13 protein-coding genes are annotated in these 13,982 nt (G+C 71.5%); 11 read left to right on the top strand and 2 right to left on the bottom strand.

The features are described 5' to 3' along the window. Positions 1-21: 21 nt before the first annotated feature. Positions 22-540 carry an ATP-binding protein gene (locus OTB20_RS31515; protein WP_267822779.1) on the top strand — a complete coding sequence of 173 codons (519 nt, stop codon included), beginning with the start codon at positions 22-24 and terminating at the stop codon, positions 538-540. A gap of 14 nt (positions 541-554) precedes the next feature. On the opposite strand, the gene idi is transcribed toward OTB20_RS31515, so the two are convergent. After that, positions 555-1,154, bottom strand: a complete 600-nt coding sequence (idi, locus tag OTB20_RS31510; RefSeq protein WP_267755244.1) for an isopentenyl-diphosphate Delta-isomerase — start codon at positions 1,152-1,154, stop codon at positions 555-557. Between the two features lie 161 nt (positions 1,155-1,315). Then, positions 1,316-2,554 (bottom strand): bifunctional class I SAM-dependent methyltransferase/N-acetyltransferase, encoded by a 1,239-nt coding sequence (locus OTB20_RS31505; protein ID WP_267822777.1) that lies wholly within the window; start codon positions 2,552-2,554, stop codon positions 1,316-1,318. 511 nt (positions 2,555-3,065) lie between these two features. Between OTB20_RS31505 and OTB20_RS31500 the strand changes: the two genes are divergently transcribed. The 10 genes from OTB20_RS31500 to hpnE all read left to right on the top strand — a co-directional run bounded on the left by OTB20_RS31500 (position 3,066) and on the right by hpnE (position 13,893). Next, positions 3,066-4,871, top strand: coding sequence for a DUF5941 domain-containing protein (locus OTB20_RS31500; RefSeq protein ID WP_267822775.1), 1,806 nt, complete (start codon positions 3,066-3,068; stop codon positions 4,869-4,871). Beyond that, the gene (locus OTB20_RS31495; RefSeq protein WP_267822732.1) at positions 4,868-5,620 is read left to right on the top strand and encodes a phosphocholine cytidylyltransferase family protein; all 753 of its coding nucleotides are present in this window, start codon (positions 4,868-4,870) and stop codon (positions 5,618-5,620) included. Before OTB20_RS31500 ends, OTB20_RS31495 begins: the two co-directional genes overlap by 4 nt. Next, positions 5,608-6,669, top strand: coding sequence for an iron-containing alcohol dehydrogenase family protein (locus OTB20_RS31490; protein WP_267822730.1), 1,062 nt, complete (start codon positions 5,608-5,610; stop codon positions 6,667-6,669). The genes OTB20_RS31495 and OTB20_RS31490 overlap by 13 nt, the downstream gene beginning before the upstream one ends. Further along, positions 6,647-7,426 carry a CDP-alcohol phosphatidyltransferase family protein gene (locus OTB20_RS31485; RefSeq protein ID WP_267755250.1) on the top strand — a complete coding sequence of 260 codons (780 nt, stop codon included), beginning with the start codon at positions 6,647-6,649 and terminating at the stop codon, positions 7,424-7,426. The genes OTB20_RS31490 and OTB20_RS31485 overlap by 23 nt, the downstream gene beginning before the upstream one ends. Before the next feature lie 35 nt (positions 7,427-7,461). Beyond that, positions 7,462-8,325, top strand: coding sequence for a glycosyltransferase family 2 protein (locus tag OTB20_RS31480; RefSeq protein ID WP_420716526.1), 864 nt, complete (start codon positions 7,462-7,464; stop codon positions 8,323-8,325). A gap of 96 nt (positions 8,326-8,421) precedes the next feature. Continuing rightward, the gene (locus OTB20_RS31475; RefSeq protein ID WP_267822726.1) at positions 8,422-9,351 is read left to right on the top strand and encodes an ABC transporter permease; all 930 of its coding nucleotides are present in this window, start codon (positions 8,422-8,424) and stop codon (positions 9,349-9,351) included. Beyond that, positions 9,344-10,120, top strand: coding sequence for an ABC transporter ATP-binding protein (locus tag OTB20_RS31470; protein WP_267822724.1), 777 nt, complete (start codon positions 9,344-9,346; stop codon positions 10,118-10,120). Before OTB20_RS31475 ends, OTB20_RS31470 begins: the two co-directional genes overlap by 8 nt. Positions 10,121-10,527: 407 nt before the next feature. Further along, positions 10,528-11,442, top strand: coding sequence for a squalene synthase HpnC (gene hpnC, locus OTB20_RS31465; RefSeq protein WP_267822774.1), 915 nt, complete (start codon positions 10,528-10,530; stop codon positions 11,440-11,442). 53 nt (positions 11,443-11,495) lie between these two features. Beyond that, positions 11,496-12,428 carry a presqualene diphosphate synthase HpnD gene (hpnD, locus tag OTB20_RS31460; RefSeq protein WP_267822722.1) on the top strand — a complete coding sequence of 311 codons (933 nt, stop codon included), beginning with the start codon at positions 11,496-11,498 and terminating at the stop codon, positions 12,426-12,428. Positions 12,429-12,519: 91 nt separating this feature from the next. After that, positions 12,520-13,893 (top strand): hydroxysqualene dehydroxylase HpnE, encoded by a 1,374-nt coding sequence (gene hpnE, locus OTB20_RS31455; protein ID WP_267822720.1) that lies wholly within the window; start codon positions 12,520-12,522, stop codon positions 13,891-13,893. Positions 13,894-13,982 lie beyond the last annotated feature (89 nt).

Genomic DNA, 13,982 nt, shown 5'->3' with positions numbered 1-13,982 from the left:
CGTGAAGACGGGGGCCGGGAAATGGATGTGAGCGGGAGCGTCCCGCCAGTCAAGGCGGAGGAGCCAGAGGTCGAGGCCTCCCCCCTCGCGTACGAGGGGGTGTGGCGATTCACGGCACCCGCAGTAGAAGAATCCGTTCCGCAGGCCCGCCGCGCGGTGCGTGACCTGCTCGGCCGCCAGGGGGTGCCGGCCGACCTGGACCTGGTCTACTCCCTGCTGCTGATCGTCTCCGAACTGGTGACGAACTCGGTCCGCCACGCGGCCCTGCTCTCGCCGGAGGTCGCGGTGGAAGTGGCCATCGGCCGGGAGTGGGTACGGGTGGCGGTCGAGGACAACCACCCGTACCGCCCCAAGGCGCTGGAGGCCGACTTCGGCCAGACCGGCGGCCGGGGCCTCCTCCTCGTCAGGGAGATCACGCTGGAGGCAGGCGGGGTCTGCGACGTGGAGCACACCTCTACGGGCGGCAAGGTGATCTGGGCGGCCCTGCCGCTCAACGCGGCGCTCGCGTCACCCGCCGCCATCCCGACCTCGGCGGTCTGAGCCCGCGGGGGCCGCTACCAGCCCGCCGCGTCGCCCGTCAGCTCGCGGATCGCGGGCCGGGCCGCGTCCAGCACGGTCATGAACCAGGCCGAGAACGGGGCCTCGGCGTGCCGCTTCGCGAGTTCCTCGGCGGTCACGAAGGCGGTGTCCGAGATCTCTTCGGGATCCGGCCGCGCGGAAGCCTGCGCGAGTCCCACGAACAGGTGGTTGTACTCCTGCTCCACGAGCCCCGACGCGGGGTCCGGATGGTTGTAGCGCACCGTCCCCGCCTCCGCGAGCAGCGAGGGCGAGAGGCCCAGCTCCTCGTGGGTCCGCCGGGCCGCGGCCGCGAACGGCGACTCTCCGGGATAGGGGTGGCCGCAGCACGTGTTCGACCAGACGCCGGGGGAGTGGTACTTCCCGAGGGCGCGCTGCTGGAGCAGCATCCGGCCCTGCTCGTCGAAGAGGAACACGGAGAACGCCCGGTGCAGCTGACCCGGCGCCTGATGAGCGGCGAGTTTCTCCGCGGTGCCGATGGTGGTGCCGGACTCGTCGACCAGTTCGAGCATGATCGGTTCTTGAGCGCTGGTGCCCGTGGTCGCACTGTTCGCGGCGGTGGCTGGTGTGGTCGGCATACCCATCCTTCGCTTCGGACTTCAGCTTTCAGTCTGCCGTACAAAAGGTGATTGCCCGCACTTCGGTGATCCGCGCATGTCCGCCCCCCGCCGCGTGATAAGCGACGAGGAGCGGACCGTCCCGGGCGTTCGGTTCGTCCGGCCTGGGACCGGACAGTGCATCAGATCCCGAACGGCGCGGGGTACTTGATCGTGCCCGTCGGAACCGGCACCGCGTCGTCGAGCACCAGAGCCATCATCGCCTCGTCGGGCACCTCGAAGGGTGCCCGGATCCCGAAGCGCGAAGCCGGTGCGAACCCGAAGCGCCGGTAGTACGCGGGATGCCCGAGGACGAGCACCAGCCCCTCCCCGCGCGCCGCGGCCGCCGCGAGCAGCGCCCGTACGACCGCGCTTCCGGCGCCCGAGCGCTGGAGCGCGGGAGTGGTGGCCACCGGGGCGAGGGCGAGCGCCGCCACCCCGTCCACCTCGCACCGGGTCAGCAGGGCGTACGCCGCGACCGACCCGTCCGGGCCCTCGGCCACGTAGGAGAGGCCGGGCAGCCAGGAGCCGTCCCCGCGCAGTGCGTCCACGAGGTCGGCCTCGGCCGGGGTCTCGAAGGCCGCCGAGTTCACCGCGTGCACGGCGGCCGCGTCCCCGGCCGCCTCGGGGCGCACGTGCCAGGCGCCGCCGTCCCCGGCCGTCACCGGCCGCAGGACGTAGGCGGTGTATCCGTACTCGTGCCCGTACCGCTCCCGTACGTCGATCTCCTCGCGTACGAAGCCCAGCGCGGCCGCGGCCTCGGGCCCGGCGGGTTCCGGCGCCCCGGCGGCCCGCTCGCCGAGGGGGCCGTAGTAGGCGGCCCAGTCGGACTCGGGCTGCCGGTGGACGCCGAGCACCTGGTAGCCGGCGGCCTGGACGGCGGCCAGGTTGCGGGCGGTGGAGCGCAGCGCGTAGTGCGGGTCCCAGAAGGCGCGGACCCCGGCGGAGGGTTCCTCGACGGTCCATTCGCACTCGCTCAGCACCAGGGTGCCGCCGGGGGCGAGCAGTCGCTTCCACCGTGCGAGCGCGGTGGCGAAGCCGATGTTGTAGGCGGAGCCCTCGGCCCATACGAGGTCGAAGGAACCGTCCGGACATGTGAGGTCGCCCATGTCCGCCTTGACGGCGCGGACCCGGCCGGTGAGCCCGCGGGCCGCGGCGGCCGCACGGAGCTCCTCGAGGAAGCCGTCCTGGAGATCGACGGCGGTGACATCGGCCCCGCCGCCGCCCGCCTCGGCGGCGAGCAGCAGGGCGCTGGGGCCGGGGCCGCAGCCCAGGTCCAGGACGCGGGGCCGCTCGGGCAGCGGTCCGCACAGGGACAGCAGGTGGCGGGTGGTGGCCTCGGAGCCGGGGGACTGCCGGGGCAGGCCGCGGTGCAGCTCCAGGAACGCCTCGAAAAAGAGGTCGCTCTGGGTGTCGAAATCGGTGGTGTGGGAGTTGTTGGTGTTACCGGTGTGGTCGGTCAACGTGAACCCTTGAACGGGGGCTCCGGCCGACGGGGGTGATCGGTGTGATCAGACCCGGCCGGACGCCCGGAAGGAGAGAGGGATGAACCGGAGTCCGCTGCGCTGGGCGGCGACGACTGCGACGGTCATCAACCCCACCTCTTTCCTTCGTTCGTCACGTCCGGCGTGACATTCGGGCGATTAGGACGCTTTGACGGCACTCGTACGCGTCTGCGGCCACTTTAACAGCGGCTGCGCCAGGGGCGGTTTGTGATCGCTCCCGCCGATCGTCAATGATGATCGGCACAGGGCCCATGCGCCCGTGATTTTCGGCTTATCGGGGCGTAAACAGGGGGTGAACCCCCGATTCCGTTCATCCGATAGCCTCTGCCGACGCGCCGCCGGCCCACCCGGCGCGCGTTACCCGTGTGCGTGCAAGGAGTGAGTTCGTCTGCCGACCGTCATCCTTACCGGCCTGCCGGTGCCCGGATCAGCGCTCGCCGACGAGCTGCGCTCGCTCGGCTTCGAGGTCCGACCCGCGGCCACCCCGTCGGACACCGCCGCCGCGCTGGCGCTCGTACCCGCCGACCAGCGGGTGGCCGTCGTGGACGGAGAGTTCGTCGGGCACGTGCACGCGCTGCGCCTCGCGCTGACCGACCCGCGGTTCGACGTCTGCGCCGTCACCGGCGCCCTCGCCGTCCAGCCCGGCGCCCGCGCCGACCTGGACCGGGCCGCCGCCCTCGACGCGTCCGCGCCCGTGGGCAACGGACCGTACCCCGACCGGCTCGCCGCCGCCGTCGAGGCCGCCGGCACCCCCGTGCACCGCCCCGAGCTGGGCACCCTCGTCGCCGCAGTGCCCGCCACCACCGCCGAGCGCGCGGCGGCGGCCGCCGCCGTCGCGGCCGTCGACGACGAGGCCGTGCGGCTGCGCACCGCCGTGAAGTCCCGCGACGGGTTCTTCACCACCTTCTTCATCAGCCCGTACTCGCGCTACATCGCCCGCTGGTGCGCGCGCCGCGGACTGACCCCCAACCAGGTCACCACCGCCTCGCTGATCACCGCGCTGATCGCGGCCGGCTGCGCCGCCACCGGCGACCGCTGGGGCTACGTGGCGGCCGGCGTGCTGCTCCTCGTCTCCTTCGTCCTGGACTGCACGGACGGGCAGCTCGCCCGCTACTCGCTCCAGTACTCGACGATGGGCGCCTGGCTCGACGCCACGTTCGACCGCGCGAAGGAGTACTCCTTCTACGCGGGCCTCGCCCTCGGCGCGGCCAGGAACGGCGACGACGTATGGGCCCTGGCCCTCGGCGCCATGATCCTGATGACCTGCCGGCACGTCGTGGACTTCGCCTTCAACGAGGCCAACCACGACGCAGCGGCCGCTGCGGCCTCTCCTTCCGGGAGCCCCACCGCCGCCCTGTCGGTCAAGCTCGACAGCGTCGGCTGGACGGTCTGGGTCCGGCGGATGATCATCCTCCCGATCGGCGAGCGCTGGGCCATGATCGCGGTGCTGACCGCCGTGACCACCCCCCGGATCGTCTTCTACGCCCTGCTCGTCGGCTGCGCCTTCGGAGCGCTCTACACCACCGCCGGCCGGGTCCTGCGCTCGCTGACCCGCAAGGCGAAGCGGACCGACCGGGCCGCCCGGGCCCTGGCGGACCTGGCGGATTCGGGCCCGGTCGCCGAGCTCGCGGGCCGCCTGGTGGGGCGGATGGCCCCCGGCGCCGGGATCGTCGCCGCCCTGATCGGCTCGGCGGCGCTGCTGTGGGCGGCCTGGGCCTACGGGTTCGGGGCCCGCCAGGTGATCGTCGCCGCCGTGTTCTACGCCGTACTCGCCGGCGCGGCCGTCGCCCGGCCCCTCAAGGGAGCGCTCGACTGGCTCGTGCCGCCCGTCTTCCGGGCCGCCGAGTACACCACCGTCCTGATCCTCGCGGCCAAGGCGGACGTCCCCGGGGCCCTTCCGGCGGCATTCGGACTGGTCGCGGCGGTCGCCTACCATCACTACGACACCGTCTACCGCATCCGCGGTGGCACCGGCGCGCCCCCGCACTGGCTGGTGCGGACGATCGGCGGGCACGAGGGCCGGGTTCTGTTGATCACGGTCCTGGCCTCCGTCCTGGCGTCGCGCGCCGTGGACTTCCCCGTCGCGCTCACGGCCCTCGCCGTGTTCGTGGCACTCGTGGTGCTCCTGGAGAGCATCCGCTTCTGGGTGTCCTCCGGGGCACCCGCCGTACATGACGAAGGAGAACCAGCATGATCGGCCTCGTCCTCGCTGCCGGAGCCGGACGCCGGCTGCGTCCGTACACCGACACCCTGCCCAAGGCCCTCGTGCCAGTCGGCCCCGAAGGCGCCGAGGAAAGCATCACGGTCCTCGACCTGACGCTCGGCAACTTCGCCGAGGTCGGCCTCACCGAGGTCGCCATCGTCGTCGGCTACCGCAAGGAAGCCGTGTACGAGCGCCGGGAGGCCCTGGAGGCCAAGTACGGCGTCAAGATCACGCTGATCGACAACGACAAGGCCGAGGAGTGGAACAACGCCTACTCCCTGTGGTGCGCTCGTGACGTCCTCAAGCAGGGCGTGATCCTCGCCAACGGCGACACCGTCCACCCGGTCTCCGTCGAGAAGACCCTGCTCGCCGCCCGCGGCAACGGCCAGAAGATCATCCTCGCCCTCGACACGGTCAAGAACCTGGCCGACGAGGAGATGAAGGTCATCACCGACGGCGACAAGGGCGTCCAGCGGATCACCAAGCTGATGGACCCCGCCACCGCGACCGGCGAGTACATCGGCGTCACCCTCATCGAGCCGGAGGCCGCGGAGGCGCTGGCCGAGGCCCTGAAGACCACGTTCGAGCGCGACCCCGACCTCTACTACGAGGACGGCTACCAGCAGCTCGTCAACGACGGCTTCACCATCGACGTGGCCCCCATCGGTGACATCAAGTGGGTCGAGATCGACAACCACGACGACCTCGCCAAGGGCCGGACGATCGCATGCCAGTACTGACGAGGCTCATCCCCTCGCCCGTCGTCGTCGACATCAGCCGCGGCGCGATGGACGATCTGGCCGGCCTCCTGGCCGACCAGCGCGTCTCCTCGTCCGGCAAGCTCGCGATCGCCATCAGCGGCGGCTCCGGCGCGGTGCTGCGCGCCAAGCTGGAGTCCGTGCTGCCGCACGCCGACTGGTACCCCGTCGTGGACGGGACCATCGACTCCGCGGTCAAGCTGGCCGACGACATAAAGGGCCGCCGCTACGACGCCGTCGTGGGCCTGGGCGGAGGCAAGATCATCGACGTGGCGAAGTACGCCGCGGCGCGGGTCGGGCTGGCCATGGTGGCCGTCGCGACCAACCTCTCCCACGACGGCATCTGCTCGCCGGTGTCCATCCTGGACAACGACAACGGCCGGGGCTCCTACGGAGTGCCCATGCCGATCGCGATGGTCGTCGACCTCGACGTGATCCGCGAGGCCCCGGTGCGGTTCGTCCGCGCGGGCGTCGGCGACGTGATCTCCAACATCTCGGCCATCGCCGACTGGGAGCTCTCGCACCGCCTCAACGGCGAGCCCGTCGACGGCCTGGCCGCCGCCATGGCCCGTACCGCCGGAGAGTCCGTACTGCGCCACCCCGGCGGGGTCGGCGACGACGAGTTCCTCACCGTGCTGTCCGAGGCGCTCGTCCTCTCGGGCATCGCCATGGCGATCAGCGGGGACACCCGCCCCTCGTCCGGCGCCTGCCACGAGATCAGCCACGCCTTCGACCTGCTCTACCCGGGACGCTCCGCGCTCCACGGCGAGCAGGTGGGCATCGGCGCGGCCTTCGCCATGCACCTGCGGGGGGCCAAGGAGCAGTCCGAGCTCTTCGTCCGGGTGCTGCGCGGTCACGGCCTGCCCGTGCTGCCCGAGGAGATCGGGTTCAGCGTGGACGAGTTCGTCGCGGCCGTCGAGTACGCCCCCCAGACCCGTCCGGGACGGTTCACGATCCTGGAGCACCTCAACCTGTCCGCAGTCGAGATCAGGGACGCTTACTCCGACTATGCCAAGACCATCCGTAGCTGAACTCCGCCCCGTCGTTCACCCCGCAGGGGTCAAGGACAGGGTCAGCGGTGAGCACTGGGGCGGGCGCCTCTACATGCGCGAGATCTCCCTGCGCATCACCCGCTTCCTGGTCACCACCAAGGTCACGCCGAACCAGCTGACCTACGTGATGACCCTCGCCGGCGTCCTCGCCGCCCCGGCCCTGCTGGTGCCGGGCATCTGGGGCGCCGTCCTCGGCGTGGTGGCGGTACAGATGTACCTGCTGCTCGACTGCGTCGACGGCGAGGTCGCCCGCTGGAAGAAGCAGTTCTCGCTGTCCGGGGTCTACCTGGACCGGGTCGGCGCCTACCTGTGCGACGCGGCGGTGCTGGTCGGCTTCGGCCTGCGCGCCTCCGACCTGTGGGGCACCGGGCGCATCGACTGGCTGTGGGCCTTCCTGGGCACCCTCGCGGCGCTCGGCGCGATCCTGATCAAGGCCGAGACCGACCTGGTCGGCGTCGCCCGCCACCAGGCCGGCAAGCCCGTGGTCCAGGACGCGGCGGCCACGCCCCGCTCGTCCGGCATGGCGCTCGCCCGCCGGGCCGCCGCCGCATTCAAGTTCCACCGCCTGGTCCTCGGCATCGAGGCCTCGATGCTCATCCTGGTGCTGGCCGTCCTGGACCAGGTCCGCGGCGACCTGTACTTCTCCCGCCTCGGCGTCGCGGTGCTCGCCGGCATCGCACTGCTGCAGACGGTGCTGCACCTGGTGTCGGTCCTGGCCTCCAGCAGGCTCAAGTGACTGCGCCCCTGCGGCTGGGCGCCGTCATCATCACCATGGGCAACCGCCCGGACGAGCTCAAGGCGCTCCTCGACTCCGTGGCCCGGCAGGTCGGGGCCCCGGTCGAGGTGGTCGTCGTGGGCCAGGGCGTGCGGCTCACCGGCCTGGCGGACCCGGCGGCCGGCGTGCGCACCGTGGAGCTGCCCGAGAACCTGGGCATCCCCGGCGGCCGCAACGTGGGCATCGAAGCGTTCCGTACCCCGGGCGCCGACGGTTTCGACGTGGACGTCCTCCTCTTCCTGGACGACGACGGGCTGCTGGAGCGCACCGACACCGCCGAGCTGTGCCGCCAGGCCTTCGCCGAGGACCCGGAGCTGGGCATCGTCAGCTTCCGGATCGCCGATCCGCAGACCGGCGAGACCCAGCGCCGGCACGTACCCCGGCTGAGGGCCTCCGACCCGATGCGCTCCTCGCGCGTCACCACCTTCCTGGGCGGCGCCAACGCCGTCCGCACGAAGGTGTTCGAGCAGGTCGGCGACCTGCCGGGGCAGTTCTTCTACGCGCACGAGGAGACCGACCTGGCCTGGCGGGCGCTCGACGCCGGGTGGCTGATCGACTACCGCGCGGACATGGTGCTTCTGCACCCCGCCACCGCTCCCTCCCGGCACGCGGTCTACCACCGTATGGTGGCTCGCAACCGGGTGTGGCTCGCCCGCCGCAACCTGCCCGCACCGCTGGTCCCGGTCTACGTGGGCGTCTGGCTTGTGCTGACGCTCTTGCGCAAGCCTTCGGGACCCGCGCTCAAGGCCTGGTTCGGGGGGTTCAAGGAGGGCTGGACGACCTCCTGCGGTCCCCGGCGCCCCATGAAGTGGCGTACGGTCTGGCGGCTGACCCGGCTGGGAAGACCGCCTGTCATCTGACACGTCCGGGTCTGAGACCATGGCGCGATCACGATCCGATCGACTCAGGCCCGATGCCACCTTCTGCCGCATCATGAAGACGGAAAGTTTCATCTTGTGAGTGACACAACCCAGGACGGCGCCCTCGCCACGAGCAACCCGCCGTCCGAAGACGCCGGGCTGAGTTCCGCGGACCTGGCCAGGAAGTACGGCCTGACCGTCAGCGGAGCCCGGCCGGGCCTGGCCGAATACGTACGGCAGCTCTGGGACCGACGCCACTTCATCATCGCGTTCTCCCGGGCCAAACTGATGGCCCAGTACAGCCAGGCGAAGCTCGGCCAGATCTGGCAGGTGGCCACCCCCCTGCTGAACGCGCTGGTCTACTACTTGATCTTCGGCCTGATCCTGGACGCCGGCAAGGGCATCAACAAGCAGGACTACATCCCCTTCCTCGTGATCGGTGTCTTCGTCTTCACCTTCACGCAGAGCTCGCTGATGGCGGGCGTCAGGGCGATCCCGGCCAATATCGGCCTGGTCCGCGCCCTGCACTTCCCACGTGCCTCGCTGCCGATCTCCTTCTCGCTCCAGCAGCTCCAGCAGCTGCTGTTCTCGATGGTCGTCGTGTTCGTGGTCACGATCGCCTTCGGTAATTACCCGAGCCTGTCCTGGCTGCTCGTGGTGCCGGCGCTGATCCTCCAGTTCGCCTTCAACACCGGCCTCGCCCTGGTCTTCGGCCGGATGGGTTCCAAGACCCCCGACCTCGCGCAGCTCATGCCGTTCGTCACGCGTACGTGGATGTACGCCTCCGGCGTCATGTTCTCGATCACCGAGCAGCTCAAGGGCAGGCCCTCGTGGATCGCGGACGCACTGCAGTGGAACCCCGCCGCGATCTACATGGACCTGATCCGGTTCGCACTCATCGACGGGTACGGCCGGGAGAACCTGCCGCCGCACGTCTGGGCCTTCGCCGTCGCCTGGGCGGTCCTGATCGGCCTCGGCGGATTCGTGTACTTCTGGAAGGCTGAGGAGCGTTACGGCCGTGGCTGAGAACAACCAGGGGCATATCCCCACCGTCATCGCCGACGACGTGCACATCGTCTACCGCGTCAACACCGGCAGCTCCGGCAAGGGCAGCGCCACGGCGGCGCTCAGCAAGATCGTCCGCCGGGGCGGCGACTCACCCGGTGTCCGCCGGGTCCACGCAGTGCGCGGGGTCTCCTTCACGGCGTACCGGGGCGAGGCCATCGGTGTCATCGGCTCCAACGGCTCCGGCAAGTCCACCCTGCTGCGCGCCATCGCGGGCCTTCTGCCCTGCGAGTCGGGCAAGGTCTACACCGACGGCCAGCCCTCGCTGCTGGGTGTCAACGCGGCGCTGATGAACGACCTCACCGGCGAGCGCAACGTGGTCCTCGGCGGTCTCGCGATGGGCATGAGCCGCGAGCAGATCAGGGAGCGCTACCAGGACATCGTCGAGTTCTCCGGCATCAACGAGAAGGGCGACTTCATCTCACTGCCGATGCGCACCTACTCCTCCGGTATGGCGGCGCGCCTGCGTTTCTCCATCGCGGCGTCGAAGGACCACGACGTCCTGATGATCGACGAGGCCCTCGCCACCGGTGACCGGAAGTTCCAGGTGCGTTCCGAGGCGCGCATCCGCGAACTGCGCAAGAAGGCCGGCACCGTTTTCCTGGTGAGCCACAACAACAACTCCATCCGCGACACCTGTGACCGGGTGCTGTGGCTGGAGCGCGGAGAACTCCTGATGGACGGTCCCACCGCGGAAGTCGTCGCGGCGTACGAGAAGGCGACCGGCTGACGGATTTCCACCGACGGCCCCCACCGCGTCCGGCGGCGGGGGCCGACGCATGCCGTACGGATGCCCGCCGTGCTCGGCGGCCGTTATTCGCACGGGTGGCGTGCGGGCGACATGGGGTGGCGGAGTGAATACCCGTCGAGCCTCCGTGCCGTTGTACAGCGTAAGCTGGGCCAGTCCTCAATCGCGGGCAAGAGGGGGCGATTCCCCCCATAGGTGAATGGCCCAGAACGCCCCGGGGAAAACCCGGCGGCGTGTCCGAAATGGGATGTATTGGGTTGGCAGTGTAGAACGGGAGATGTGACGGCAATGGCTACGGGAATTCTCCGGCCCCCACGCACGACGGCCGTCCCCGCCGCGGGCGGCGGGCGGTGACCCCGGGGCACGGCACCAGTCCCCGGCCCCGCGAGCTGCCCGACGCCTCCGCCCTCTCCCGACCGGCCGCCGCCACCCTCGGCAAGGCGAGCTCCGAGAACTTCCCCGTCGCCCCCGCCTTCCTGCCCCGCGCGTGGCGCGAGGGCCTGATGGCGGTCTACGGGTACGCCCGCCTGGTCGACGACATCGGCGACGGAGACCTCGCCCCCGGCGGCCACGACGCCGTGCTGCTCGGTCTGGACCCCGCCGCCGCGGACGACCGGACCGCGATGCTCGACGCCTTCGAAGCGGACCTCAGGCGCGTCTTCGGCGGCACCGACGGCCCCCCGCGCCACCCCCTGATGCTGGCTCTGCAGCCCGTGGTGCGCGCCCACGCGCTGACCCCCGAGCCCTTCCTCGGGCTCATCGAAGCCAACCGCCAGGACCAGCGGGTCTCGCGCTACGCCACGTACGGCGACCTCGTCGGCTACTGCGAGCTCTCCGCCAACCCGGTGGGCCGGCTCGTACTCGGCCTCACCGGCACCAGCACCCCCGAGCGGATCCGCCGCTCCGACGCCGTCTGCACCGCCCTGCAGATCGCCGAACACCTCCAGGACGTCACCGAGGACCTCGCCCGGGACCGGATCTACCTCCCGGGCGAGGACATGCGCCGCTTCCACGTGAGCGAGGCCGACCTGAAGGCCCCGTCGGCGGGAGCGTCCGTACGCGCCCTGATCGCCTTCGAAGCCGAACGGGCGCGGGAGCTCCTCGACGAAGGCACGCCGCTCGTGGGCAGTGTCCACGGAAGGCTCCGACTGCTCCTCGCGGGCTTCGTGGGAGGAGGGCGCGCCGCCCTGCGAGCCGTCACCGCCGCCGGCTTCGACGTCCTTCCCGGCCCGCCCAAGCCCACCAAGAGCGGCCTGCTCCGCGAGGTGGCCGCCGTCCTGCGCACAGCGCCGAGAAAGGGGTGAGCCCCACCGTGGAGGGCCCCACACACGCGTCCGCACCGGGCGCGCCCGCTGCGATGTCCGCACCGATTTCCGCGGCCTACAGCTACTGCGAGGCCGTGACCGGCTCGCAGGCGCGCAACTTCGCCTACGGCATCCGTCTACTGCCCGCCGACAAGCGGCAGGCGATGTCCGCGCTGTACGCCTTTTCCCGGCGGGTCGACGACATCGGCGACGGCACACTGCCGCCCGAGGTCAAGACGACCCGGCTGGAGGAGACCCGCACCCTGCTCGGCCGGATCCGCGCCGAGGAGATCGACGAGGACGACACCGACCCGGTCGCGGTCGCCCTCGCACACGCCTCGCGCCGCTTCCCGATCCCGCTCGAAGGGCTCGACGAACTCATCGACGGCGTCCTGATGGACGTCCGCGGCGAAACCTACGAGACCTGGGACGACCTCAAGGTCTACTGCCGCTGCGTGGCCGGAGCCATCGGCCGGCTCTCGCTCGGAGTGTTCGCGGCCCCCCACTCCGGCGGGCTCGACGCACGCGATGCGGAGCGGGCCGGCGAGTACGCCGACACCCTCGGCCTCGCCCTGCAACTCACCAACATCCTGCGGGACGTTCGCGAGGACGCGGGCAACGGACGCACCTACCTGCCCGCCGAGGACCTCGCCAAGTTCGGCTGCTCCGAAGGCTTCAACAGCGAACGGATGTCCCCGGGCGCCGACTTCGCAGGCCTGGTCCACCATGAAGTCCGGCGCGCCCGCGCCCTGTTCGTGGAGGGCTACCGGCTGCTGCCGCTGCTCGACCGGCGCAGCGGCGCCTGCGTCGCGGCCATGGCCGGCATCTACCGGCGCCTCCTCGACCGCATCGAGCGCGAGCCGCAGGCCGTGCTCCGAGGCCGGGTCTCGCTGCCGCCGCACGAGAAGGCGTACGTGGCCGTCCGCGGCCTCTCCGGCCTGGACGCGCGGACCATCTCGCGCCAGCGTGCCAGGAGGCGGCTCTGATGACGGCGGGCCGGCGAACCGTGCCGGCCGGGCGAACGGGAGCAACCCCGGGGCGCCCGGAGGCGTCTGTGGGAGCGACAGAGGAGGACGCATGAGCGCGCACCACGCCGTGGTCGTCGGCGGGGGGCTCGCCGGGGTCACCACCGCGCTGGAACTCGCCGACGCGGGCCTGCGGGTGACCCTGCTGGAGGGCCGGCCCCGCCTCGGCGGCCTGGCGTTCTCCTTCAAGCGCGGCGAGCTGACCGTCGACAACGGCCAGCACGTCTACCTGCGCTGCTGCACCGCCTACCGGTGGTTCCTCGACCGCGTCGAAGGCGCGGACCTGGCACCCCTGCAGGACCGCCTCGACGTACCGGTCCTCGACGTCGCCCACCCCGGCGGCCCCCGGCTCGGCCGGCTGCGCCGCAGCGCCCTGCCCGTGCCGCTGCACCTGGCCGGCTCCCTGGCCCGCTACCCGCACCTCTCCCTCGCCGAACGCGCGTCCGTCGGGCGCGCCGCTCTCGCGCTGCGCCGCCTCGACCCCGCCGACCCGGCGCTCGACGGTCTGGACTTCGGGACCTGGCTCGGCCGGTACGGCCAGTCCCCGCGCACCATCGAGGCGCTGTGGGACCTCATCGGCATCGCCACCCTCAACGCCACCGCCGGGCAGTCCTCGCTGGGCCTGGCCGCCATGGTCTTCAAGACGGGCCTGCTCTCCGAGAACGGCGCGTCCGACATCGGCTGGGCCCGGGTACCGCTCGGCGACCTGCACGACTCCCTCGCCCGCAAGGCCCTGGACGCCGCCGGGGTGCGCACCGAACTGCGCACCCGGGTCACGGACATCACCCGTACGCCGGAAGGCGGTTGGCGGGTGGACACCGAGGGCGAGTCACTCGACGCCGGCACCGTCGTCCTCGCCGTACCGCAGCGCGAGGCGCACGGGCTGCTGCCCGCCGGAGCCCTCGCCGACCCCGACAAACTGCTCGACATCGGCACCGCGCCGATCCTCAACGTGCACGTCGTCTACGACACCAAGGTGCTCAAGCAGCCCTTCTTCGCCGCCCTCGGCTCACCGGTCCAGTGGGTCTTCGACCGTACCGACTCCTCCGGACTCCCCGACGGCGGCCAGTACCTGGCGCTGTCCCAGTCGGCCGCCCACGAGGACATCGACGAACCCGTCTCGGTCCTGCGCGCGAAGTACCTGCCCGAGCTGGAACGGCTGCTGCCCGCCGCCCGCGGAGCCAAGGTGCGCGACTTCTTCGTCACCCGGGAGCGCACCGCGACCTTCGCCCCCACCCCCGGCGTCGGACGGCTGCGGCCCGGAACCCGGACCGACACGCCGGGGCTCTACCTCGCCGGTGCGTGGACCGCGACGGGTTGGCCCGCGACCATGGAGGGCGCCGTCCGCAGCGGACTGAGCGCGGCCCATGCCGCGCTCGCCTCGCTGGGCCGCCACCGCGAACACCCCTTGCAGGAGGCGGTATGACCACCACCGGCAATGTCAGCGCCATGGGCACCACTGGCACCACCGGTACCAACGGCGCAGCATCACGCACCGCAGCACCACGCACCGCA

Source organism: Streptomyces sp. H27-H1, from assembly GCF_026627445.1.
In the GTDB taxonomy this organism is placed as follows: Bacteria; Actinomycetota; Actinomycetes; order Streptomycetales; family Streptomycetaceae; genus Streptomyces.
Note: the sequence above shows the minus strand (reverse complement) of the source record. Positions and strands in the feature narration are given on the sequence as shown.